Annotated in this window: 21 protein-coding genes and 1 pseudogene; 14 read left to right on the top strand and 8 right to left on the bottom strand. The window is 71.1% G+C overall.

Annotated elements, in window-relative coordinates; translation table 11 throughout:
* The first annotated feature begins 68 nt into the window (after positions 1 to 68).
* A complete protein-coding gene (locus tag BMY61_RS33895) occupies positions 69 to 638 on the top strand; it encodes a nucleotidyltransferase family protein (RefSeq protein WP_042452596.1) in 570 nt (189 codons plus the stop codon).
* Positions 639 to 672: 34 nt separating this feature from the next.
* A complete protein-coding gene (locus tag BMY61_RS33890; RefSeq protein WP_042452342.1) occupies positions 673 to 1,620 on the top strand; it encodes a MerR family transcriptional regulator in 948 nt (315 codons plus the stop codon).
* 28 nt (positions 1,621 to 1,648) lie between these two features.
* Here the strand turns inward: BMY61_RS33890 and BMY61_RS33885 are convergent, their stop codons facing one another.
* Entirely contained in the window at positions 1,649 to 2,470 is an 822-nt protein-coding gene (locus BMY61_RS33885) for an IclR family transcriptional regulator (RefSeq protein WP_425314725.1), read from the bottom strand.
* Between the two features lie 151 nt (positions 2,471 to 2,621).
* On the opposite strand from BMY61_RS33885, the gene aceB reads away from it, so the two are divergent.
* Both aceB and BMY61_RS33875 read left to right on the top strand, forming a co-directional pair.
* Complete coding sequence (aceB, locus tag BMY61_RS33880) at positions 2,622 to 4,244, top strand: malate synthase A (protein WP_042452346.1); 1,623 nt, start codon at positions 2,622 to 2,624, stop codon at positions 4,242 to 4,244.
* 265 nt (positions 4,245 to 4,509) lie between these two features.
* Positions 4,510 to 5,484 (top strand): hypothetical protein, encoded by a 975-nt coding sequence (locus tag BMY61_RS33875; RefSeq protein ID WP_052439004.1) that lies wholly within the window; start codon positions 4,510 to 4,512, stop codon positions 5,482 to 5,484.
* 205 nt (positions 5,485 to 5,689) lie between these two features.
* Here the strand turns inward: BMY61_RS33875 and BMY61_RS33870 are convergent, their stop codons facing one another.
* The 7 genes from BMY61_RS33870 to BMY61_RS33840 form a co-directional block, all read right to left on the bottom strand.
* A complete protein-coding gene (locus BMY61_RS33870; RefSeq protein ID WP_042452348.1) occupies positions 5,690 to 6,643 on the bottom strand; it encodes a quinone oxidoreductase family protein in 954 nt (317 codons plus the stop codon).
* Between the two features lie 186 nt (positions 6,644 to 6,829).
* Positions 6,830 to 8,215 carry an 8-oxoguanine deaminase gene (locus BMY61_RS33865; protein ID WP_042452350.1) on the bottom strand — a complete coding sequence of 462 codons (1,386 nt, stop codon included), beginning with the start codon at positions 8,213 to 8,215 and terminating at the stop codon, positions 6,830 to 6,832.
* A 106-nt stretch (positions 8,216 to 8,321) separates the two neighbouring features.
* Entirely contained in the window at positions 8,322 to 9,236 is a 915-nt protein-coding gene (gene pucL / locus BMY61_RS33860) for a factor-independent urate hydroxylase (protein WP_042452353.1), read from the bottom strand.
* Positions 9,237 to 9,239: 3 nt separating this feature from the next.
* The gene (gene uraH, locus BMY61_RS33855) at positions 9,240 to 9,554 is read right to left on the bottom strand and encodes a hydroxyisourate hydrolase (RefSeq protein ID WP_042452356.1); all 315 of its coding nucleotides are present in this window, start codon (positions 9,552 to 9,554) and stop codon (positions 9,240 to 9,242) included.
* A gap of 55 nt (positions 9,555 to 9,609) precedes the next feature.
* On the bottom strand, positions 9,610 to 10,125 hold the full coding sequence (gene uraD / locus BMY61_RS33850) for a 2-oxo-4-hydroxy-4-carboxy-5-ureidoimidazoline decarboxylase (RefSeq protein ID WP_042452358.1): 516 nt from the start codon (positions 10,123 to 10,125) through the stop codon (positions 9,610 to 9,612).
* A 79-nt stretch (positions 10,126 to 10,204) separates the two neighbouring features.
* Positions 10,205 to 10,585, bottom strand: coding sequence for a helix-turn-helix domain-containing protein (locus BMY61_RS33845; RefSeq protein WP_042452360.1), 381 nt, complete (start codon positions 10,583 to 10,585; stop codon positions 10,205 to 10,207).
* A complete protein-coding gene (locus BMY61_RS33840; protein ID WP_075004171.1) occupies positions 10,582 to 10,836 on the bottom strand; it encodes a thiamine-binding protein in 255 nt (84 codons plus the stop codon). Before BMY61_RS33840 ends, BMY61_RS33845 begins: the two co-directional genes overlap by 4 nt.
* Before the next feature lie 120 nt (positions 10,837 to 10,956).
* Here BMY61_RS33840 and BMY61_RS33835 point away from each other — a divergent pair, with 120 nt between their 5' ends.
* From BMY61_RS33835 to BMY61_RS33790, 10 genes and pseudogenes are all read left to right on the top strand, one after another.
* Entirely contained in the window at positions 10,957 to 11,811 is an 855-nt protein-coding gene (locus BMY61_RS33835) for a TIM barrel protein (protein WP_042452362.1), read from the top strand.
* Positions 11,812 to 11,894: 83 nt separating this feature from the next.
* Positions 11,895 to 12,788 carry a 2-hydroxy-3-oxopropionate reductase gene (locus tag BMY61_RS33830; protein WP_042452364.1) on the top strand — a complete coding sequence of 298 codons (894 nt, stop codon included), beginning with the start codon at positions 11,895 to 11,897 and terminating at the stop codon, positions 12,786 to 12,788.
* A gap of 2 nt (positions 12,789 to 12,790) precedes the next feature.
* Entirely contained in the window at positions 12,791 to 14,569 is a 1,779-nt protein-coding gene (gcl, locus tag BMY61_RS33825; RefSeq protein ID WP_042452365.1) for a glyoxylate carboligase, read from the top strand.
* A 113-nt stretch (positions 14,570 to 14,682) separates the two neighbouring features.
* A complete protein-coding gene (locus BMY61_RS33820) occupies positions 14,683 to 15,822 on the top strand; it encodes a glycerate kinase (RefSeq protein WP_052439005.1) in 1,140 nt (379 codons plus the stop codon).
* A gap of 125 nt (positions 15,823 to 15,947) precedes the next feature.
* The gene (gene allB, locus BMY61_RS33815; protein ID WP_236656244.1) at positions 15,948 to 17,282 is read left to right on the top strand and encodes an allantoinase AllB; all 1,335 of its coding nucleotides are present in this window, start codon (positions 15,948 to 15,950) and stop codon (positions 17,280 to 17,282) included.
* Positions 17,279 to 18,304: pseudogene (gene alc / locus BMY61_RS33810) on the top strand (allantoicase); the annotation flags it as partial. The gene allB and the pseudogene alc, both read left to right, overlap by 4 nt.
* A gap of 413 nt (positions 18,305 to 18,717) precedes the next feature.
* Complete coding sequence (locus BMY61_RS33805) at positions 18,718 to 20,175, top strand: catalase (protein WP_042452373.1); 1,458 nt, start codon at positions 18,718 to 18,720, stop codon at positions 20,173 to 20,175.
* Between the two features lie 247 nt (positions 20,176 to 20,422).
* Positions 20,423 to 21,211: a VOC family protein gene (locus tag BMY61_RS33800; protein WP_042452375.1), complete on the top strand. Its 789-nt coding sequence runs from the start codon at positions 20,423 to 20,425 to the stop codon at positions 21,209 to 21,211.
* A gap of 79 nt (positions 21,212 to 21,290) precedes the next feature.
* Positions 21,291 to 22,046: an IclR family transcriptional regulator gene (locus BMY61_RS33795; RefSeq protein ID WP_425314724.1), complete on the top strand. Its 756-nt coding sequence runs from the start codon at positions 21,291 to 21,293 to the stop codon at positions 22,044 to 22,046.
* Positions 22,047 to 22,213: 167 nt separating this feature from the next.
* Positions 22,214 to 23,740 (top strand): glycoside hydrolase family 3 protein, encoded by a 1,527-nt coding sequence (locus BMY61_RS33790; protein WP_042452380.1) that lies wholly within the window; start codon positions 22,214 to 22,216, stop codon positions 23,738 to 23,740.
* Positions 23,741 to 23,799: the final 59 nt, after the last annotated feature.

Below are 23,799 nucleotides of genomic sequence, written 5' to 3'. Positions count from 1 at the left end.
GGGCAGCTTGTGTGTTTCTCCAAGTACGGCGGTGGTGACGTGGGCGCGATGCTGGGAGCGTGGACGACGTGATCGGTTTGCTGCTGGCCGCCGGGGGCGGTCGGCGGATGGGCAATCGCCCCAAGGCCCTGCTGGAGTACGGCGGCCGGCCCATGGTGGAGCACGCGCTCGGCGTGCTGCGGGCCGGCGGGTGCGCGCGCGTGCGCGTGGTGCTCGGCGCGGCGGCGCAGGAGGTGATCGCCACGGCTGACCTGGGCGACGCGGAGGTCGTGCTCAACCCCGACTGGGAGACCGGGATGGGCTCCTCGCTGCGGGTGGGCCTGACGGGGCTGAGCGCCGACGCGGCGCTGATCGGGCTTGTCGACACGCCAGGGGTGACGGCGGAGGCGGTGGCGCGGGTGATCTCCTCCGGCGCGGATCTCGCTGCCGCGAGCTACGCCGGGCACAGGGGACACCCGGTCCTCATCTCCGCCCGCTACTTCGCCGAGGCACGTGACGGCGCGGTCGGCGACGCGGGCGCGCGGTCGCTGCTGCGCGCGCACGCGGGGGAGTTGCGCCTCGTCGAGTGCGGCGACGTGGCCTCGCCCGACGACGTGGACACGCCCGAGCAGTTGGCCCGGCTGCGCGCCCGGTCTTGAGTCTCCAGTGACTGGAGACCGCACAGTGGGAGCCATGGAAGCGACCGACCTCCACCCGATCGGGGAGCTGGCCCGCCGGACCGGCCTGTCCGTGCGGACGATCCGGTTCTACTCCGATGCGGGGCTGGTCGCGCCGACCACCCGAAGCCCCGCCGGCTACCGGCTCTACGACCTCGACGCACTCCTTCGCCTGGAACTCCTGCGCACCCTGCGTGAGCTGGGCCTCGACCTGGCCACGAGCCGGCAGGTCCTGGACCGCCGCCTCTCGCTGGGGGACGTGGCCGCGGCGCACGCCGACGCCCTCGACGCCCAGATCCAGGCGCTGCGACTGCGTCGGACCCTGCTGCGGGTCGTGGCCCGGCGTGGATCCGACCCTGAGGAGACCGCGATCATGCACCGGCTCATGCAGTTGTCCGACGAGGAGCGTCGGCGTCTGATCGACGACTTCGTCGACGGCACCTTCGGTACCTCGCCCATGGCGGATGCCGCCTTGTCGGCGGTGGCGATGATGAGGGCCGCCACTCCCACGCTCCCCGACGACCCCTCCGACGAGCAGGTCGCCGCCTGGATGGAGCTCGCCGAGTTGGTGGGGGACGAGGCGTTCCGGGCCCGGATGCGCCGCGCGACGCTGCGCCGGGCCGCCGGGGAGCCGCCCGCCTTCGAGGTCGAGGCCGGTGAGGAGCTCATGGCGTCGACCCGTCAGCTGGTGGCCGAGGCTGTGGAGCGCGGCATCGACCCGCTGACGGACGAGGCAGCTCCCGTCGTCGAGGAGCTCGTGCGGCTCTTCGGCGAGGCGTTCGCGCGCACCCCCGACCAGGAGTTCCGGGACTGGCTGGCCCAGGGCTTCGCGGAAGCGTGCGACCCCGAGGTCGACCGGTACTGGCGACTCACCTGGATCGTCAACGGTTGGCAGGTGGTCCCGAGCCTGCTCCCGGTCCACTCCTGGTTGGCGCAGGCACTGCGGAGCGATGCCCGCGCCTGACCGGTGGCGGCCCGGGCCCCCGTGGTGGTTACTCCGCTGCCGAAGTGGCCAGCGCCGTACCCAGGCGCGCGGCGATGTCCTGCATCTGCGGGATCAGCGCGCGCGTGCCCGTGCGGGTTTCGAGGAGGCGGACGCGGGCCTCCGGGCCGGAGATGGAGAGGGCCGTGGGGGTGGGCGCGCCGGGGACGACGACGGCGATGCAGCGGACGCCGATCTCCTGCTCCTGGTCGTCGACCGCGTAGCCGACGCCGCGGGCGGTCTCGAACTGCGGGAGCAGCTCCCGCGGGGAGGTGACCGTGTGCACGGTGTGCGCGGGCAGCGGGCCGGTGCCGAGGGTCGCGAGGGCTTCCGTGGGCGGGAGTTGGGCCAGCAGGACCTTGCCGACGGCGGTGCAGTGAGGCTGGACGCGCCTGCCGACCTCGGTGAACATCCGCATCGAGTGGCGCGAGGGCACCTGGCCGACGTAGACGACCTCGCCCGCCTCCAGGACCGCCAGGTTCGCCGTCTCGCCGGTGGCCTCCATCAGCTCCGCCAGGAACGGGCGGGCCCAGCTGCCCAGCAGGCGACCCGCCGTCTCGCCGAGCCTGATCAGGCGCGGGCCCAGGGTGTAGCGTCGAGCCGTGTCCTGGCGGACGTAACCCTGCTGCACGAGCGTGCGGACGAGGCGGTGGATGGTGGGCATCGGCAGGCCGGAGGCCGTGGCAAGATCGCTCAGCGTGCTGACGCCGCCCGCTTCGGCGAGCGCCTCCAGCAGCTGGAAGGCGCGCTCGACCGACTGCACGCCGCCGCCGGCGCGGTCGGCGCCCACGCCCCCGGCACGGGTCTCGGACGACAGGGATGACGTCACCACAACAGCCTTCCTGGCAGGGTTCGGCAAGCCGACTCAACAAAGTGTTGAATTTCTGTATCGCGGAAACTAGCCTCCACCTTACAGAAGCGACGCGCACCGCACAGTGCGCATCGATCATCCGTATCTTCTGAATCTGACTGACGAGGGTTCCATGGGTGCAGCGCAGGAAACCGGGAGCAAGCCGCTTCCTACCGGGGTCGAGGTCGTCGGGCCGGTGGTGGATCGCGGGGACGAGGTGCTGACTCCGGCCGCGCTCGCCTTCGTCGCCGACCTCCACCGCCGCTTCGGCGCCCGCCGCAACGAGCTGCTGGCGCTCCGCAAGGAGCGCCGCGCCGAGATCGCCCGGACGGGCAAGCTGGACTTCCTCCCCGAGACCGCCGCGATCCGTGCGGCCGAGTGGCAGGTCGCCCCCGCGCCGCGGGCGCTGAACGACCGCCGGGTCGAGATCACCGGCCCGACCGACCGCAAGATGGCGATCAACGCTCTCAACTCCGGTGCCAAGGTGTGGCTGGCCGACTTCGAGGACGCGACCGCGCCGAGCTGGAGCAACCTGATCGAGGGCCAGCTCAACCTGAGCGCCGCGCTGGCGCGCACGATCGACTTCACCTCGCCCGAGGGCAAGGAGTACAAGCTCAAGCCGGACGCGGAGCTGGCGACCATCGTGGTCCGCCCCCGCGGCTGGCACCTGGACGAGCGGCACCTGCTCGTCGACGGCGAGCCCGTCGCCGGTGCGTTCGTCGACTTCGGCCTGTACTTCTTCCGCAACGCGGCGACGCTGATCGCCCGTGGCGAGCAGGACCCCAACTCCGGGCCCTACTTCTACCTGCCGAAGACCGAGAGCCACCTGGAGACCCGTCTCTGGAACGAGGTCTTCGTCCACTCCCAGGAGGCGCTCGGTATCCCGCGCGGCACCATCCGGGCGACCGTGCTGATCGAGACGATCACCGCCGCGTTCGAGATGGAGGAGATCCTCCACGAGCTGCGCGAGCATGCCGCGGGCCTGAACGCCGGGCGCTGGGACTACCTCTTCTCGATCGTCAAGAACTTCCGTGACGGTGGCGAGCGGTACGTCCTGCCGGATCGCAACAGCGTCACCATGACGGCCCCGTTCATGCGCGCCTACACCCGGCTGCTGGTCAACACCTGCCACCGCCGCGGTGCCCACGCGATCGGCGGCATGGCCGCGTTCATCCCCTCGCGCCGCGACCCCGAGGTCAACGCCGCCGCGCTGGAGAAGGTCCGCGCCGACAAGGACCGCGAGGCCGGCGACGGCTTCGACGGCTCCTGGGTCGCGCACCCGGACCTGGTCCCGGTCTGCCGCGCCTCGTTCGACGCGGTTCTGGGGGACGCGCCGAACCAGAAGCAGGTCGTGCCGGTCAACGAGGTCACGGGCGACCAGCTGCTCGACGTCGCCTCCGCCGGCGGCAGCTGCACCCGTACCGGGCTGCAGAACGCCGTCCAGGTGGGCCTGCGCTACATCGAGGCGTGGCTGCGTGGCTTCGGCGCGGTGGCGATCTTCAACATGATGGAGGACGTCGCCACGGCCGAGATCTCGCGCTCGCAGGTCTGGCAGTGGGTCAACAACGCCGTCCTGCTGGCCGACACCGGCGAGAAGGTCACCGCCGCGCTGGTCCGCGAGATCGTCGCGACCGAGCTGGCCGCGATGAAGGAGTCGGAGGGCCGCTGGGACGAGGCCGCCCGCCTCTTCGAACAGGTCGCGCTCGCCGACGAGTTCGTCGACTTCCTCACACTTCCGGGGTACGCGCTGCTGTAACGCCGCGCGTCGCACCCGGAGCAAGCTGGCGGCGTCTCACGCAAACCTGGGGAGGTCCTGCGTGGGGCGCCGCTCGGCGTTGCGTCTGGGTTCTGAGTTCTGAGTTCTGAGTTCGCTCTGTATCGCGTGCCGCGGTCTTGAATGCACGGCATCACCTCAACTAACGTCGCGCACCAAACAACAACACTACGCGTGGTGGCACAACTGCCGTCCGGCCGGCGGCACCAGCACAGCCCTCCCGTTCCTCGTCGAGAAGGGCCCCACCGTGCTTCGTTCCGCTTTCGTCGCAGGATGCGCCGCGGCGCTCGCCACCGGCGCCTTCCTCGCCGCCGCCCCCGCCGGCGCGAGTGAACTCGCCCCCCACCACATGAGCCCGCACGCGAACGGTCGCGCGGTGACCGCCTCGGGCAACAACCTGGCCTACGGCGGCGGCAACATCGTCGCCGCGCCGAGCATCTACGTCGTCTACTGGGGCAACCAGTGGGGCAGCGGCTCCACGGTCACCAACGACCCGTCGGGCGAGGCCGCGCTGCAGCTGAGCTTCTTCCAGCACGCCTACGGCGGCGGCGACACCTTCTTCACCTCGCAGACCCAGTACTGCCAGGGCGTGGCCGTCGGCACGACGCAGTGCGGGACCTCCGGCACGCACGTGGGCCACCCCGCGTCCAACCCGGTCGTCGCCACGTGGCTGGACAGTGCCAGCAAGGCGCCCAGCAAGCCCGGTACCTCCGCGATCGCGGCGGAGGCGAAGAAGGCGGCGGCGCACTTCGGTGTCTCGGGCGACAACGTGCAGATCATCGTGGATCTGGCGCACGGGGTCTCCCCGAGCGGCTTCAAGACGCAGTGGTGCGCGTGGCACGACCACACCACCGCGAGCAACGGCGCGGACCTCCCCTACACCAACATGCCCTACATCACCGACGCGGGCGCGGGCTGCGGCGCGAACTTCGTCGGCACGGGCAGCAGCGGTGTCAACGGTGCGACGGAGGGCATCACCATCGTCGGCGGCCACGAGTACGCGGAGACGCTCACCGACCCGGCGCCGAGCAGCGGTTGGGTCGACAGCACGGGCGCGGAGACCGGCGACAAGTGCGCCTGGATCTCCAGCGGTCAGGGCGCGTCGTCGATCATCTCGCTGAACGGCGCGAACTTCGCGGTGCAGTCGCTGTGGAGCAACAACTTCGGCGGCGGCGCGGGTGGTTGCGTCGTCTCCTACACGAGCGCGAGCAACCAGCACTGAGCAACCATTGAGGGGCGCGGGGAACTGCGCGACGAGCAACCGGCGTGCGGATGGTCCCCGCTGAACAGGGCCATCCGCACAGGGTGGTTGCTCGCGCAGTTCCTCGCGCCCCTGGGTGGTGCAACTTCAGGTGCGAGCATCCCTGACTCGGCTCGCGCCCACGCGGCGGAGCCGCAGATCGGTGGAGCCCCGCACCCCTGGCTTGTCACTGGCGAGGGTCGAGGACCAGCTTTCCCGTCGTCTTGCGAGCCCTCAGAGCCTCGTGGACCTGGCGGGCCTCGGCGAGCGGGTACGTGCCGCCGACCTGCGGGGTGAGCTCGCCGGACGCGACCAGCGCGAGCAGCTCGCGCATCGGCTCGGTGTGGAGGTCGGGGCGGCCGAGCGCGTGCATGAGCCAGAAGCCGACGACCGCCGTCGAGTGGCCCATGAGCTTCGCCGCGCCCAGCGGCGTCGGCTCCTCGCGGGAGGCCATGCCGTACGTCACCAGCCGCCCGAACGGCGCGAGTGAGGCGAGAGACGCGTCGAAGACCGGGCCGCCGGTCATCTCCAGGACGATGTCGACCTTCTTGCCGCCGTTCGCCTCGATCAGGCGCTCCTTGAGGCCCTCGGCCTCGCCGTCGACCGCCTCGTCCGCGCCGAGCGAGAGCGCCAACTCGCGCTTCTCCTTCGTCGAGGCCGTCGCGATGACGCGCCCGGCGCCGAAGCGCTTGGCGAGCTGGACCGCCAGGGACCCGGTGCCGCCGGCCGCGGCGTGGACGACGACCGACTCGCCCGGCGCGATCCGCGCCGAGGTGCGCAGCAGGTTCCACGCGGTGAGGCCCTGGACGACGAGCGCGAGCGCGGCCGCGTCGGAGACCTCGTCCGGGATGTCGGTCGCCATCGGCGCCCACGCGCAGGCGCGCTCGGCGTAGCCGCCGGTGGCCGTGAGGGCGACGACGCGACGGCCGTCGCCGGTGCGGCCGACGACCTCGCCGCCCGGGATCATCGGGAGCGAGGAGCTGGACAGGTACGAGTCCTCGACGGCGTGGGTGTCGGCGTAGTTCACGCCGGCGCCGTCGACCTCGATCAGCAGCTGCCCCGGCTGCGGGACAGGGTCGGGGACCTCCGCGAGCTGCAGGACCTCGGGTCCGCCGAACTCCGTGATCTGGATCGCCTTCATGTGCGCCGCTCCAAGCTACCGGTCAGTATCTTGCGCACAACATACCGCTCAGTATGCCCAAAGGAAACACCGGAGCCCCGGACTCTCGCCGTGAGTCCGGGGCTCCAGCCCCCGCGGCGCGCACGAGCGCCGGGGGGTCCGAGCGGCACACCGTCCCAGTGCGCGCCCGGAGTCAATGAGAAGAGGTCAGCCGCGCGAGGCGAGCTCCTTGGCCGCGTCGGCGCAGGCCTTCGCGATGCGGTCCTCGTTCACGGTGGTCAGGTGGCCCTTCTCGACCACCGGGCGGCCGTTGACCAGCAGCAGGGACAGCGGCGGCAGCGCACCCATCACCAGCGCCGCGACCGGGTCGGCGATGGAGGAGTGCATGATGCCGTCGACCTTCCACAGGGCGAGGTCCGCGAGCTTGCCGACCTCGACCGAGCCGATCTCGGCCTGGCGGCCGAGCACCCGGGCGCCGCCCATGGTGCCCAGGCGCAGCGCCTGACGTGCGGTCAGCGCGTCGGGACGGCCGTGGAGTCGGTTGATGAGCAGCGCGTTGCGCAGCTCGGTGCCGAGCTCACCGGACTCGTTGGAGGCCGTGCCGTCCACGCCGAGGCCGACCGGGACGCCGGCCGCCATCATGTCCGGCACCCGGGCGATGCCGGCGGCCAGGCGGGCGTTGGAGGACGGGCAGTGGGCGACGCCGGTCCCGGTCTCCGCGAACTTGCGGATGTCGGAGTCGTTCATGTGGACGCAGTGCGCCATCCACACGTCCTCGCCCAGCCAGCCGACCGACTCGAAGTAGTCGGTCGGGCCCATGCCGAACAGCTCCTTGCAGAACTGCTCCTCCTCGGCCGTCTCCGAGCCGTGGGTGTGCAGGCGCACGCCCTTGCGGCGGGCGAGCTCCGCCGCCTCCTTCATCAGGTCCGTGGTCACCGAGAACGGCGAGCACGGGGCGATCGCGACGTGCAGCATCGAGCCGAAGGAGGCGTCGTGCCACTTGTCGACGGCCGCCTCGGAGGCGATGAGGATGTCCTCGGTCTTCTCCACCGCGTGGTCCGGCGGCAGGCCGCCGTCGCTCTTGCCGCGGGACATGGAGCCGCGCAGCGCGGTGAAGCGCATGCCGAGCTCGGAGACGGCCTCGATGGAGGCGCCGAGGATGTCGCCGCCGCCCTGCGGGAACACGTAGTGGTGGTCCGAGGCGGTGGTACAGCCGGACTTCAGCAGCGCGGCCGCCGAGCCCTGGGAGGCGGCGTGGACGAGCTTGTCGTCGATCCGCGACCAGGTCGGGTACAGGGCGACCAGCCAGTCGAACAGGATGTTGTCCTGCGCGAGGCCGCGGGTGATCCACTGGTAGAAGTGGTGGTGCGTGTTGACCAGGCCCGGGGTGACCAGATGGCCCTCGGCGTTGATCCGCCGCACCACGTTGTCCAGCCACGCGGGCGCGGGGCCCTCGCCGACCGACTCGATCACGTTGCCGGCGATGACGACGTGGCCGCGCTTGTACTCGGTGTCCAGGGCGTCGACCGTCGCGATCGCCGCGTTCTCGATGACGATGCGCTCGACGGGACCGGGGGTTGCTTCAAGTGCCATGGCTCGTGCTCCTGACAGCGGACTGGTGAGAGTACCGCCGTCTGGTGCGGCCCAGGGCGGGACGGCGGAGAGAATCCCTGGGGTCGAGCAGATCGAAACGTGAGGACTAGGCCACGGGGATGACCGGAGTCACGCCCTCGCGGTGCACGGTGCCCTCGATGAGACCGTACATCCTGTCCGCAGCGTAGTAGACCTCGTTGTCGTTCTCCAGACCGAAGGGCTCGAGGTCGACGAGGAAGTGGTGCTTGTTCGGCAGCTCCAGGCGGACCTCGTCCACCTCGGGGCGGTTGTTCAGCACCCGGGTGCCCATCCCGTAGAGGGTCTGCTGCAGCGAGTACGAGTAGGTCTCGGCGAAGGCCTCCAGCATGTGGCGGCGGACCTGCGCGTAGGAGCGGTCCCAGTTGGGTTCCTGCTCGCCCTCGGCGCCGCTGAAGCCGAACTTCCAGCGGGCGGTGACCTGGGTGGCCAGGATCCGGTCGTACGCCTCCTTGAGGGTGGTGTACTCGTCCTTGATGTAGCCCCAGAACTCCGAGTTGGTCGAGTTCATCACGACCAGGTCCTTCAGGCCCGAGATGACCTGCACGCCGGTGCCGTCGTAGACGATCTCGGAGGTGCGGACCTCGGTGTTGCGGCGGACGAAGGAGTGGCCGATCTCCTCGGAGCCGATGAAGCGGGCCTTGTTGTCCGGGATCTCGATGCGGTCCCAGACGTACTCCTCGATCCGGATCCGGGCCCGGTGGATCGGCGGGGTGTCGTCCACGAAGTGGCGGGCGAGCAGGATGCCGAAGTTCTCGGGCGACTGGATGCCGAACTTCTTGGCGTAGGCGAACACCGTGTTCTTGGTGGTGTCCGTCGGCAGGCAGTGCGCGTTGGAGCCCGTCAGGTGGACGTCGTCGAGGTCGCCGGAGAGGGCGACGGAGACGTTGAGGTCCCGGATCTCGTGGCGGTTGCCGTTGCGGGTGATCCGTACGACGCGGTTCTCCGCCTTGCCGTACTGGTTCTGGCCGAGCTGGTGGGCCATGGTCTAGCTCCCTCGGTAGACGGAGTACCCGAACGGGTTCAGCAGCAGGGGTACGTGGTAGTGGGCCTGGGCCGGGTCGACGTCGAAGACGATGGCGACCTCGGGGAAGAAGGCCCCGTTGGTGGTGAAGCGGAGCCGGAGCACGGTGCCGGCGCCCAGGTCCGGGACCGGCAGGTCCTTGCAGCGGCCGTCGGCGTCGGTGGCGGAGGCCCCGAGGGGCTTCCACTCGCCGGCGACCTGCTGGGCGAGCTCGACCGGGATGCCCGCGGCGGGCGCGCCGAGGCTGGTGTCGAGCACGTGGGTGGAGATGGAGGTCATGAAAGTCCTCGCGCAGTTCCGGTGTGAAGCGTGCCGGCGGTGGCCGACAGGGCCGTCAGCTCTCGTCGAGCAGACGGTCGATGCGGATGTCGTTGATCTTGCGGAGCTCGCCCCGGACGATCTCCCGCTCGGTCGCGGTGTCGTTCGGGTGACGCTCACGCAGCGCGGCCAGCATGGTCGCGGCGGTGCGCCCGGTGGCGCAGATCAGGAAGACGTGGCCGAACTTCTCCTCGTAGGAGGCGTTCGCGGCGGCCAGCTCGGCCAGCAGCGCCTCGTCGGCGCCCTGGACGCCGGCCTGTTCGCGCTCCGAGGTGGCGTCGCCCGGCTTGGGGGTGCCGATGCGGGCGTGGCCGGCCATCGCGTCGTTCAGGTCCGCGGCGGAGAGGGCTTCCATCGCGCTCGCATTGGCGGCGTGGAAGGCGACCCGGTCGCGATAGGGGCGGGCGAGGCGTACGAGGCTCGCCCAGGTGTGGCTGGAGCAGATCTCCTTGAGGAGCTCGTCCAGCACCTCGCCGTCGACCGCGTTGAGGCGATCGAGGACGATGTCCGTCGGGGTGGCGGAATGGGTCACTCGTGACCTCCGAAAGTGGGTGCCACGAGAAAAGTAGATCCGCCGACCCCGGACGTCAACAGTTTGTTGAAACTAAAGCCTAGGCCTGCTTGCCCGCCGCCTGCTGTCGGTTGAGGTAGTTGTAAACCGTGAAGCGGCTGACGCCGAGCGCCGCCGCCACGTTCTCGACGCCGTGCCGGATGGTGAACGCGCCGCGTTCCTCCAGCAGCGCGACGACCCGCTGCTTGTCCATCCGGTCCAGCGTGGCGAGGTCCGCGCCGCCGAACTGGCGGCGGATCTCGTTCAGCAGCCGGTCGAGCGCGCTCTCCAGTCCGGGCAGGCGCACGGCCACGGCCGGCTTGCCCTCCCACTCGAGCGTGACGTCGTTCGGCTGGATCTCGTCCAGGCTGACCGCGCTGGCGCCGACGGCGTCGAGCAGCGGCTTGATGGCTATGGCCAGCGGGTGCTGCTCGCCGCTCATCCCGCCCCCTTCCCCTCGTCCAGAACGCTGACCTGGAGCGAGATCCGCGTGGCGCCGTGCGCCAGGGTCTCGCGAACCAGTCGGTCGATCGCAGACAGCGTCTGCGCGGCCTCGCCCTCGGCAGTGGTGCCGAACGGGCCCACGTCGACGCTCAGTCCCGCCTCGTCGACAACACGGCGCGCGGTGCGCGCATGCTCCGGGAAGCCGTCCAGTTCGAACGGCTCGGTTGTGAACTCCACCTTCAATCGCACGTGCGAAGCGTATCCGGGGAACGGCCAGGATCCGAGAGGTGCTTGACAAACTGTTGAAGCCGCATGCCATAGTTTCATCAAGCAGAAAACATCTTCCGCAATGTGGAACCAGGTGATGGCATGACCGCCGCGACGCAGAGCTGGCTCAACCAGCGCTGGACCGCCAACCTCTCGATCCTCTTCACCGAGCTTCCGCTGGTGGAGCGCCCGGCGGCCGCCAAGGCCGCGGGCTTCGACGCCGCGGAGCTGTGGTGGACCCTCGACGGCCCCACGCCGCCGCAGGCCGAGCTGGACGCGCTGCGTGACGCCTTCGTGAACGCCGGGGTCCAGCTGACCGGCCTCAACTTCGACGCCGGCAACATGGCCGGTGGCGACAAGGGCCTGCTGTCGCGTCCCGCGGACTCCGAGCGGTTCCGCGCGAACATCGCGGTGGCGGTGGGCCTGGCCGAGTCCCTGGGTTGCAAGGCGCTCAACGCCCTCTACGGCAACCGGGTGGACGACGTACCGGTCGCCGAGCAGGACGCCCTGGCGCTGGAGAACCTCGCGCTGGCCGCGCAGGCCGCGCACGGGATCGGCGCGATCCTGCTGGTCGAGGCGCTGAACGCGCCGGAGGCGCCGCAGTACGGGCTGCTCAGCTCGAAGGACGCGGTGGCGGTGGTGGACGCGGTGAACGCGAGCACCGGCCTCGGGAACACCAAGTTCCTCTGCGACCTCTACCACCTGGCGCGCAACGGCGAGGACCTGTCCGCGGTGATCGCGGAGCACGCGGACCGGATCGGTCACGTCCAGGTTGCCGACGTGCCCGGCCGGAACTTCCCCGGCAGCGGGGAGCTCGACTTCGCTGGCCTGTTCGGTCAGCTGGATGCCGTTGGCTACGAAGGCTACATCGGTCTTGAGTACAAGCCGGTTGCCGGCGTTGCTTCGGCGGATTCCTTTGAGTGGCTGCCTACCGAGCTGCGATCCAGCACGCGCTGAGGGCCCTTCCACTTTGCCTGGCCGGGCGCGCAGTTCCTCGCGCCCCTGGGTGTTGCAACTGACTGTCATCCCAAGGAGTTCTGATGAGCACGACCCCTCGCCGTATCGCCTTCATCGGGCTCGGCATCATGGGCAGCCCGATGGCCGCCAACCTCGTCAACGCCGGTCACACCGTTACCGGTTCGAACCTGACCCGTGAGCCGATCGAGAAGCTGATCGCCGACGGTGGCAAGGGCGCCGAGTCGATCGCCGAGGCCGTCAAGGACGCCGAGATCGTCATCACGATGGTCCCCGCCGACCCGCAGGTCGAGGCCGTCTACTTCGGTGAGGGCGGTGTCCTCGAGAACGCTCCGAAGGGAGCCCTGCTGATCGACATGAGCTCGGTGACGCCGCAGATCTCGCAGCGTGTCGCCGCCGCCGCCAAGGAGAAGGGCCTGCGTTCCCTGGACGCGCCCGTCTCCGGTGGTGAGGCCGGTGCCATCGAGGGTGTGCTGTCGATCATGGTCGGTGGCGAGCAGGCCGACTTCGCCGAGGCCGAGCCGATCCTCAAGGCGCTGGGCACCACCGTGGCCCTGGTCGGCCCGTCCGGCTCCGGCCAGACCGTCAAGGTCGCCAACCAACTGATCGTCGCCGTCAACATCCAGGCGTGCGCCGAGGCCGTGGTCTTCCTGGAGAAGTCCGGCGTGGACCTGGAGGTCGCGCTCGACGTCCTCAACGGTGGTCTGGCCGGCTCGACCGTGCTGACCCGCAAGAAGAACAACTTCCTCAAGCGCGACTTCGCGCCGGGCTTCCGCCTCGACCTGCACCACAAGGACATGGGCAACCTGCTGTCCGCCGCGCGTGCCGTCGAGGTCCCCCTGCCCACCGCCGCGCTGGTCGCGGACTTCATCACCGCCATGCGCAACGCCGGTGACGGCGGGCTGGACCACTCCGCCCTGCTGCGCAACCTGGAGCGCCTGTCCGGAAAGGTCGCCTGACCATGGCTCGTATGACCGCGGCCGAAGCAGCCGTCGAGATCCTCAAGCGCGAGGGCGTCACCAACCTGTTCGGCCTGCCCGGCGCCGCGATCAACCCCTTCTACTCCGCGATCCGCAAGCGCGGCGGCCTGCACCACACGCTGGCCCGCCACGTCGAGGGCGCGTCCCACATGGCCGAGGGTTACACCCGGGCCAAGGCCGGCAACATCGGTGTCTGCATCGGCACCTCCGGCCCGGCCGGGACGGACATGATCACCGGGCTCTACTCGGCCCAGGCCGATTCGATCCCGATCCTGTGCATCACCGGCCAGGCGCCGGTGGCCAAGCTGCACAAGGAGGACTTCCAGGCGGTCGACATCGCGTCCATCGCGAAGCCGCTGACGAAGATGGCCGTCACCGTGCTGGAGCCGGCCCAGGTGCCGGGCGCCTTCCAGCAGGCCTTCCACCTGATGCGCTCCGGCCGTCCCGGCCCGGTCCTGATCGACCTGCCGATCGACGTCCAGATGGCCGAGATCGAGTTCGACATCGACACCTACGAGCCGCTGCCGGTCTACAAGCCGTCGGCGACCCGTGCCCAGGTGGAGAAGGCCCTGGACCTGCTCCAGGCCAGCGAGCGCCCGCTCATCGTCTCCGGCGGCGGTGTCATCAACGCCGACGCGGCCGAGCTGCTGGTCGAGTTCGCCGAGCTCGTCGGCGTCCCGGTGGTGCCGACCCTCATGGGCTGGGGCACCATCCCGGACGACCACCCGCTCACCGCGGGCATGGTCGGCCTGCAGACCTCGCACCGCTACGGCAACGCGACGCTGCTGGAGTCGGACTTCGTCATCGGCATCGGCAACCGGTGGGCCAACCGCCACACCGGCAACAACACCGACGTCTACACGGCGGGCCGCACGTTCGTCCACGTCGACATCGAGCCGACCCAGATCGGGCGCACCTTCGCCCCCGACTACGGCATCGTCTCCGACGCCAAGGCCGCCCTGCAGCTCTTCGTCGAGGTGGCGCGCGAGCGGAAGGCCGCGCAGACGCTGAAGGACTACAGCGCCTGGGCCGCCTCCTGCCAGGAGCGCAAGGCCACGCTGCTGCGCAAGACGCACTTCGACAACGTGCCGGTCAAGCCGCAGCGCGTGTACGAGGAGATGAACAAGGCGTTCGGGCGCGACGTTCGCTACGTCACCACCATCGGCCTCTCGCAGATCCAGGCCGCGCAGCTGCTGCACGTCTACAAGGAGCGGCACTGGATCAACGCCGGCCAGGCGGGCCCGCTGGGCTGGACCGTTCCGGCCGCGCTCGGTGTCGCCACCGCGGTGCCGGACGAGACCGTCGTCGCGCTCTCGGGCGACTACGACTTCCAGTTCATGATCGAGGAGCTGGCGGTCGGGGCGCAGTTCAACATCGGCTACGTCCACGTGGTCGTGAACAACGCCTACCTGGGCCTGATCCGTCAGGCGCAGCGCGCGTTCGACATGGACTACTGCGTCCAGCTGTCCTTCGAGAACATCAACGCTCCCGAGGTCAACGGCTACGGCGTGGACCACGTCAAGGTCGCCGAGGGCCTGGGCTGCAAGGCGATCCGGGTCACCGAGCCCGGCGAGATCGCCGGCGCCCTGGAGCAGGCGCAGAAGCTGGTCGCCGAGTTCAAGGTGCCGGTCATCGTCGAGGTCATCCTGGAGCGGGTCACCAACGTCTCCATGGCGGCCGCCGACATCGACAAGGTCAACGAGTGGGAGGAGCTGGCCACCGAGTCCGGCGACGCCCCCACCGCCCTGCTGGGCGGCTGACCCTTCCGGTCGACCCGCGTGAGCGGGTCATAGTCTCCTCCCGGCGGCGTGATCCTATCCGGTCGTGCCCGCGTCGCCGGGAGGCATTCGTGAAGCAGAAGGTGAGGCTGTCAGTGTCGGACAACCAGGGTCATGTCGTGGTCGCGCCCGACAAGTTCAAGGGCAGCCTCACCGCTGCGCAGGCCGCCGAGCACATCGCGGCCGGTATCCGGCGCGCCGCGCCCGGCACCGAGGTGCGGGCGCTGCCCGTCGCGGACGGCGGCGAGGGGACGGTGGCCGCGGCGATCGCGGCCGGGTTCCGCGTCGTGACGGTCAAGGCCGCAGGTCCGACCGGCGAGCCGGTCGAGGCGGTGCTCGCCGTGCAGGGGGAGACGGCGGTCATCGAGGCGGCGCAGGCCAGCGGCCTGCAGCTGCTGCCGGGCGGCGTCAAGGCGCCGCTGACCGCCACCAGCTACGGGACGGGCGAGCTCGTCCGCAAGGCGCTGGAGCTGGGCTGCCGCAGGCTGGTGCTGGGCCTCGGGGGAGTGGCCTGCACCGACGGCGGCGCCGGCATGGCCCAGGCACTGGGCATGCGGCTGCTGGACGCGGACGGCGAGGAGCTGCCGCCCGGCGGGGCGGCGCTGGCGCGGCTGGCGTCGATCGACCCCGGCCCGCTGGCGGACACGCTCAACGGCGTGGAGGTCGTCGTCGCGAGCGACGTCGACAACCCGCTGCTGGGCGAGCGCGGCGCGCCCGCGGTCTACGGCCCGCAGAAGGGCGCGACGCCCGAGAACGTGGCCGAGCTGGACGCGGCGCTGGCCCACTGGGCCGATCACGTGGCCGCCCTGACGGGCGACGACATGCGCGAGGCGCCGGGAGCCGGTGCGGCCGGCGGTCTGGGCTTCGGGGCGATCGCCCTGCTCGGAGCGTCCCTGCGGCCCGGGATCGCGCTTCTGCTGGAACTTCTGGGTTTCGACCAGGCGGTGCGGGGAGCCCGTCTGGTCGTGACCGGCGAAGGCTGTCTCGACGTGCAGACCCTGCACGGCAAGGCACCCGCCGGAGTCGCCGAGGCGGCGGCCGGGCATGGCGTCCCGGTCGCTGCGGTGGCCGGCCTGCTCGAACTGAGTGAGACGCAGTGGCGCGCCGCGGGGTTCGCCGCCGCGCTCTCGCTCGTGGAGCTGGCCGGCCCCGACGGCGACAGCATCACCCGCGCCGGGGAACTGGCCGAGCTGGCTGGGGAGCGGCTCGCGCGCAGCTTCCTCGGCGCGGAGTGAAGCTTTCTTCGTACGTTCAACCGATTTCGCAGCCGGGCATCGCTTCAACAAGTAGTTGAAACAAACCGTTGACGTTTTGTTGAAGCGAAGCCTAATCTCACGGCAACCCGATCAGGAGGCCCGAGTTGACCAAGGTGTTCCGTTCCCGACGTGCTGTCCTGCCGGACGGCGAGCGTGCCGCCGACGTGGTCGTGAGTGAGGGGCGGATCGTCGAGGTCCTGGCCTACGGCGCCGGTGAGGGCGAGCTCGTCGACCTCGGTGAGCTGGTTCTCCTCCCCGGCCTGGTCGACAGCCACGTCCACGTGAACGAGCCCGGCCGCACCGAGTGGGAGGGCTTCGCCACCGCCACCCGCGCGGCCGCCGCCGGCGGTGTGACGACCATCGTCGACATGCCGCTCAACTCCATCCCGCCGACCACCACGGTCGACGGCCTGGAGGCCAAGCGCAAGGTCGCCGAGGGCCGGCTCTTCGTCGACACCGGCCTGTGGGGCGGTGCGATCCCGGGCAACACCGGCGACCTCGCCCCCCTCCACGAGGCCGGCGTCTTCGGCTTCAAGAGCTTCCTCGCCCCCTCCGGCGTCGACGAGTTCCCGCACCTGAACCGCGAGCAGCTCGAAGAGGCGCTCACCGAGCAGGCCCGGATCGGGGCGCTGTCGATCATCCACGCCGAGGACCCCCGGATCCTCGACGCGGCCCCGCAGACGCCCGGCCCCGCGTACGCGGACTTCCTCGCCTCCCGGCCCGACGACGCCGAGGCCGTCGCCGTCTCCACCCTGCTGGAGATCGCACAGCGCACCGGCGCCCGCGTCCACATCCTGCACGTCTCCTCCGCTGCCGTGCTGCCGCTGCTGCGCGAGGCCCGCGCCGCCGGTGTCCAGGTGACCGCCGAGACGTGCCCCCACTACCTCACCCTCGCCGCCGAGCAGGTCCCGACGGGCGACACCGCCTTCAAGTGCTGTCCGCCGATCCGCAGCGAGGCCAACCGCGACCTGCTCTGGGAGGCGCTCGCCGCAGGCGAGTTCATCGGCGTCGTCTCCGACCACTCGCCTTCCACCCCCGAGCTCAAGCACCTGCCGAGCCTCGGCGGCGACGGCGACTTCGCCGCCGCCTGGGGCGGCATCGCCTCCCTGCAGCTCGGCCTGCCGGCCATCTGGACCGAGGCGCGCCACCGCGGCCACAGCATCGAGGACGTCGTCCGCTGGATGTCCGCCGGACCGGCCGCGCTCGTGGGCCTTTCGACCAAGGGCGCCATCGCCCCCGGCATGGACGCCGACCTGGTGGCCTTCGACCCGGACGCCGCGTTCACCGTGGACCCGGCCGGGCTGCACCACCGCCACCCCGTGACCCCTTACGCAGGCCGCTCGCTGTCCGGCGTCGTGCACACCACCTGGCTCCGCGGTGAGCCGGTGGACGTGAACGGCACCCCGACCGGCCGACTGCTGACCCGAGGAGAGAAGTGACCGACACCCAGAAGCCCGCCGCCTTCACCGAGTTGGTCAACCTCGCCGCCCGGTCGCTGGGCGCGGGCGTGATCGCCGCCAACGACGAGCTGTTCGCCGAGAAGGAGAACCTGCTCGTCGCCAAGCCCGCCGAGTTCCGGCCCCACACCTTCGGGCACAAGGGCCAGATCATGGACGGCTGGGAGACCCGCCGCCGTCGCGGCGCGGGCGCCGAGGAGCCGCACCCGACCGACGACGACCACGACTGGGCCGTCGTGCGCCTGGGCGTGCCCGGCGTGATCCGGGGCGTGATCGTCGACACCGCGCACTTCACCGGCAACTACCCGGAGACCGGCTCGGTCGAGGCCGCGTCCGTCCCCGGCAACCCCTCCCCGGAGGAGGTCGAGGCCGCCGAGTGGACCGAGCTCGTGCCGCGCACCGCGCTCAAGGGCGACACCGCGCACGAGTTCGCCGTCGACGTCGAGCAGCGGTTCACCCACGTACGGCTCAACATATGGCCCGACGGTGGTGTCGCCCGGCTGCGCGTGCACGGCGAGGTCGTCGCCGACCCGCGCGACCTGGACGGGCTCACCTTCGATCTGGCCGCCCAGGAGTTCGGCGGCGTCGCCACCGGGGCTTCCGACCGGTACTTCTCCTCCCCGCACAACCTCAACTCCCTGGGCCGGGCGGCCGTGATGGGTGAGGGCTGGGAGACGCGGCGCCGCCGCAACAAGGACAACGACTGGGTCGAGCTCGACCTGGTCGGCGAGGGCGAGGTGCTGGCCGTCGAGATCGACACCACGCACTTCGTCGCGAACTGCCCCGGCTGGGCCTCCGTGTCCGGTCGCTCCGCCGCCACCGGCGAGTGGATCGAGCTGCTGCCGCGCACGCGGCTTCAGCCCGACACCCGCCACCGCTACCGGGTCACCCCGAGCGAGCCGGTCACCGCGGCCCGTCTGGACGTCTACCCGGACGGCGGCATCGCCCGGCTGCGGCTCACCGGCCGCCTCACCGAGGCGGGCCGCGCCGCGCACGCGCTGCGCTGGCTCAACCTGGTCCCGACGGTCGAGGCCGAGCAGGCCCTCACCGAGGCCGGCCTGACGGTCGGTGAGGCCCGCACGCTCGCCGGCGCCCGCCCGCTGGCCGACGCCCCGGCCGTCCGTGCCGCCGAGGCCGCGCTCCAGCCGGCCGACACCCCCGACGGCGCGGAGACCTCCCGCCGCCGGGCCGCGATCTGGCGGCTGCTGGGAGTCTGACGCCCGCCGACGGCTTTCCTCCCAGCAGCTGCCGTTTAACCACCACTGGGGTGCGGATGGTTCTGCGGGCTCGGCCTGCCACCTCGTGGGTGGCTGCTCGCGCCCACGCGGCGGAGCCGCACATCAGCAGAGCCTCGCGCCCCTGGGGGAGTGCAACGCACCCTTCTCGTCACCCTTTGACTCCGTTCCGAGGTACCTCCATGTCGAAAATCCTGACCACCGAGTCCGGCGCGCCCGTCGCCGACAACCAGAACTCCGCCCAGGCCGGCATCGGCGGCCCGGTGCTGATCCAGGACCAGCAGCTGATCGAGAAGCTGGCCCGGTTCAACCGGGAGCGCATCCCGGAGCGCATCGTGCACGCCCGTGGCTCCGGCGCGCACGGCTACTTCGAGGTCACCGACGACGTCACCGGCTTCACCCGGGCGGCGTTCCTGAACACCGTCGGCAAGCGCACGGACGTGTTCCTGCGTTTCTCGACCGTGGCCGGCAACCTCGGTGCGGCCGACGCGGTGCGCGACCCCCGCGGTTTCGCGCTGAAGTTCTACACCGAAGAGGGCAACTACGACCTCGTCGGCAACAACACCCCGGTGTTCTTCATCAAGGACCCGATCAAGTTCCCGGACTTCATCCACTCGCAGAAGCGTGACCCGTTCACGGGCATGGGCGAGGCCGACAACGTGTGGGACTACTGGTCCTACTCGCCCGAGTCGCTGCACCAGATCACCTGGCTCTTCGGTGACCGCGGCATCCCGGCCTCCTACCGTCACATGAACGGCTACGGCTCCCACACCTACCAGTGGGTCGCCGAGGACGGTTCCGCCTACTGGGTGAAGTACCACTTCAAGACGAACCAGGGCATCCGCTGCCTGGACGCCGGTCAGGCCGCCGAGCTCGCCGGCCAGGACCCGGACAGCCACCAGCGCGACCTGCACCAGGCCATCGAGCGCGGGATCTTCCCGAGCTGGACCGTCTACGTGCAGCTGATGCCGGTCGCCGACGCGCCCGACTACAAGTTCAACCCGTTCGACCTGACCAAGGTCTGGCCGCACGCGGACTACCCGCTGCAGCGCGTCGGTCGCCTGGTGCTCAACCGGAACCCCGACAACGTCTTCGCCGAGGTCGAGCAGGCCGCGTTCTCGCCGAACAACTTCGTGCCCGGCATCGGCGCCTCCCCGGACAAGATGCTCCAGGGCCGTCTGTTCGCCTACGCCGACGCGCACCGCTACCGCCTGGGCGTCAACCACACCCAGCTGGCGATCAACGCGCCGAAGGCCACCGAGGCGAACAACTACGGCCGCGACGGCTACAGCGCCGTCAACGCCGGTGGCCGGGCCAAGAACTACGAGCCCAACTCGTACGACGGCCCGCGCCAGACCGACGCGCCGCTGGCCGCGCCGACCGCCGTCGCCGGCTGGACCGGCACGCACAGCGCCGCCCAGCACGCCAAGGACGACGACTTCTTCCAGGCCGGTGAGCTCTTCCGCCTCATGTCGGAGTCCGAGCAGGAGCGTCTGATCGCCAACCTGGCCGGCTCCATCGGCTCGGTCAGCCGCGACGACGTGGTCGAGCGGGTCCTGCCGTTCTTCCACGCCGCCGACGCGGACTACGGCCGCCGCCTCGAGGCTGCGGTCATCGCGCTGCGAGCCGAGGCGGAGTGAAGGGTGGGGGTCCCGACCGAGGCGAGGGCGTCATGCGGCTCCGCCGTGTGGGGAAGGGGCGCCCGCCCGTAGCGGAGCCGAGGCGGAGCGGCGCCGAAAGCACAGCCATCCGCAACAACGACGAGGGCTGATCCCTTCTGGGCTGCGGTCACCCTCTGCGCGCGCCGTCACCGGTTCCGGTGGCGGCGCGCGTGCGTTGGTAGAAGAGTGAGCCGCGACAGGGGGGTCACTGCTTCGGAGGAGAGGCATGTCCACGACGACCAAGCCCTATGCGCCGGGAACCCCGTGTTGGGTGGACCTGATGGCGAAGGACCAGCAGGCGGCGCTCGACTTCTACAAGGACGTCTTCGGCTGGGCGGGCGAGCCCGGCCCGGCGGAGTTCGGCGGCTACGCCGTCATGGAGCTGGGCGGCCGCCCCGTCTGCGGCATCGGCCCGGCGATGGCCCCGGAGGGGATGCCGGAACCCCCGCACGTGTGGACCACCTACCTGGCGAGCGACGACGCCGACGCGACCTCGAAGCGGATCAAGGACGCGCACGGCACCGTCATGTTCGAGCCGATGGACGTCGGCAACCTCGGCCGGATGCTCGTCGCCGCGGACCCGACCGGCGCGGTCTTCGGGGTCTGGGGCCACAAGGAGTTCTTCGGCGCCGTGGCGGTCAACGAGCCCGGCTCGCTGTGCTGGAACGAGTGCAACACCCGTGACGTGCCGGCTGCCGCCGCCTTCTACGACGCCGCGATGGGCGTCAAGGCCGTGGCGATGGACCAGATGCCCGGCTACTTCGGCCTCGAGGTCGGCGGCAAGACCGTCGGCGGGCTGCAGGACATGGGGAGCAACTTCCCGGCCGAGGTGCCGCCGCACTGGATGACGTGGTTCTGCGTCGACGACACCGACGCCACCGTCGACGCCGCCGTCAAGCGCGGGGCCACCGTCGTCGTCCCGCCGATGGATATTCCGCCGGGGCGGATGGCGGGCATCCAGGACCCGTGGGGAGCGGTGTTCTGCGTGCTCAAGCTGGCCGTGCAGCCGTCCTGACACCACGGTGAGGGCGTGTCCGCACGCCGCTCGAACACTGCGTAACCCATGCTCGCCAGGCTCGCTGACGGCTAGTCTGGTGAGCATGGCTGCGCGGAACCAGAACCCCCGGAGCTCCGTGGAACGCGCCCTGAGACTGCTGGAGGCCGTCGACCGACGCGGCTTCGGCGCCAGGGCGGACGAGCTGGCCGAGGAGGTCCAGCTCCCGACGGACCACGCCCGGCGCCTGCTGCGCTCGTTGGTCCGCGAGGGCTACCTGGAGCGCCTCGAGGACGGCGGGTACGTCCTCGGAGGCGCCTTCGCCATGCTCGGGCAGGCCAACCGTGAGCAGTTGGTGCAGTCGAGGCTGGTCGCCAAGATGACCTCGCTGCGCGACGAGCTCGGCGCGGCGGTCTACTTCAGCCGCTACGCGGACGGCGAGGTGAGCGTCCAGGCCGTGGTCGACGGGCCGATGACGCCGAGCGTCCACGAGTGGGTGGACTTCCGGGCCACCGGCCACGCGAGCGCGATCGGCAAGTGCCTGCTCGCGCAGCTCGACCACGACAGCCGCCGTGACCACCTCTCGCGCCACCCGGCCGCGCGGTTCACCTCCCGGACCAACATCGACACCGGTGCCCTGCTCCAGCGCCTGGACCGGCACCCGACCACCGTGCCGATGCTCGACCTGCAGGAGTACGCCATCGGCACGGTCTGCGCCGCCGTCCCCGTCACGGCCGGCACGACGGTGGGCTGCCTCGCCTTCTCCCTCCCGGTCGAGGAGGCCTACCGCCTGAAGGAGACGGCGGAGACCATGGCGGCCAAGGCCGCGCCGGTCCTGCTGGCCCTCACGGTCTGACCACCCGCTCCCCGAACGGCGCCCCCAAACAGCCAGGTCGCGGCAGTGATCCGGGTGTGCGGCTCCCCTTGACACTCTCGATTGGTCTACGCCAATATCCATTGGTCCGTACCAAGTCGAAGGGTGTGCGCGACGCTGTCCGCGTGCATCCGGGGGAGGGCCTGACGATGAGTCCCAGCAGCCAGCCGAAGACCAGCCCCGAGCTGCGGCGTCTCGTGCTCTCCGTGCTCCAGCCCGGGTTCGTCGGCACCGAGGCGCCGGACTGGCTGCTGCGCGCCATCGCCGGCGGGCTGTCGTCGGTCGTGCTGTTCGGTCGGAACATCTCCACGCCGGAGCAGGTGGCTCGGCTCGCCGGCCAACTGCGTGCCGAGAACCCGGAACTGGTCATCGCGATCGACGAGGAGGCGGGTGACGTGACCCGCCTGGAGTCGTGGACCGGCTCCACCCGGCCGGGCAACTTCGCCCTCGGCGCCGTCGACGACGTCGAACTCACCGAGTCCGTCGCCCGTGACATCGGACGTGAGCTGCACGCCGCCGGGGTGAGCCTCGACTACGCGCCGAGTGCCGACGTCAACTCCAACCCGAGCAACCCCGTCATCGGCGTCCGCTCCTTCGGCGCCGCCCCCGACCTGGTCGCCCGGCACACCGCCGCCTGGATCCGCGGGCTGCAGGACGCCGGTGTGGCCGCCTGCGCCAAGCACTTCCCCGGCCACGGCGACACCGCCGTCGACTCCCACCACGGACTGCCCAGCTACGACGCGAGCATCGAGGAGATCGCCGCCACCGCGCTCCCGCCGTTCCGCGCCGCCATGGAGGCGGGCGTGCGGGTGGTGATGACCGGTCACCTGCTCGTCCCCGCCTACGACCGGGAGCACCCGGCCACGCTCAGCCGCGCCATCATCGGAGACCTGCTCCGCGGCGAACTCGGCTTCGACGGGATGGTGGTCACCGACGCCATCGAGATGGGTGCCGTCGCCGACCGCTACGGACTCGGCGGCGCCGCCGCCGGCGCGATCATCGCGGGCTGCGACGCCGTCTGCACCGGCGGCGAGCGGGCCGACGAGGCCTTCGTCGAGCTGCTGTCCGGCGCCCTGCTGGACGCCGTGGCGGCGGGTGGGCTGAGCGAGGAGCGGCTGCGCGAGGCGTCCGGGCGGGTCCGCGCCTTCGCCGCGTGGTCCACCCGCCTCGGCCGCACCGTGCCGACCGACACGATCCGCGGCGACATCGGCTTCGCGGCCGCCCGCCGGGCGATCCGTCTCAGCGGCCCGGCCGACGACGTGCTGCCGATCGCCGCCGCGCCGCACGTGGTCGAGCTGGTGCCGACCACCAACCTGGCCATCGGCAAGGAGACGCCCTGGGGCGTCGCCACGCCGCTGCGCGAACGGATGCCCGGGACCACCTTCGTCCGCGTCGGTGAGGGTCAACTCGCCTCCGGCGGGCCGGTCCTGGACGAGCTGGTGCTGAAGCCCTCCGTCGGGCGTCCGCTCGTCGTGGTCGTGCGGGACGCCTCGCGCCTGCCGTGGATGGGTGCCGCCCTGGACGAACTGGTCCGCGCCCGCCCGGACGCCATCGTGGTGGAGATGGGCCTCCCGGGCGCGAAGCGCCCGGGAGCGGTGCACATCGTCACCCACGGCGCCACCACCGCCTCCGGCGTGGCCGCCGCCGAGACGCTGCTGGCGCGGCGCTCCGCGTAAGCGCTGCGCGCGCCGGGGTCGGTCGCCACGTTGCGGGCGGACGCGGGGCGTGCGCAGAC

Origin of the sequence: Streptacidiphilus jiangxiensis (assembly GCF_900109465.1) — a bacterium.
Lineage (GTDB): Bacteria > Actinomycetota > Actinomycetes > Streptomycetales > Streptomycetaceae > Streptacidiphilus > Streptacidiphilus jiangxiensis.
Note: the sequence above shows the minus strand (reverse complement) of the source record. Positions and strands in the feature narration are given on the sequence as shown.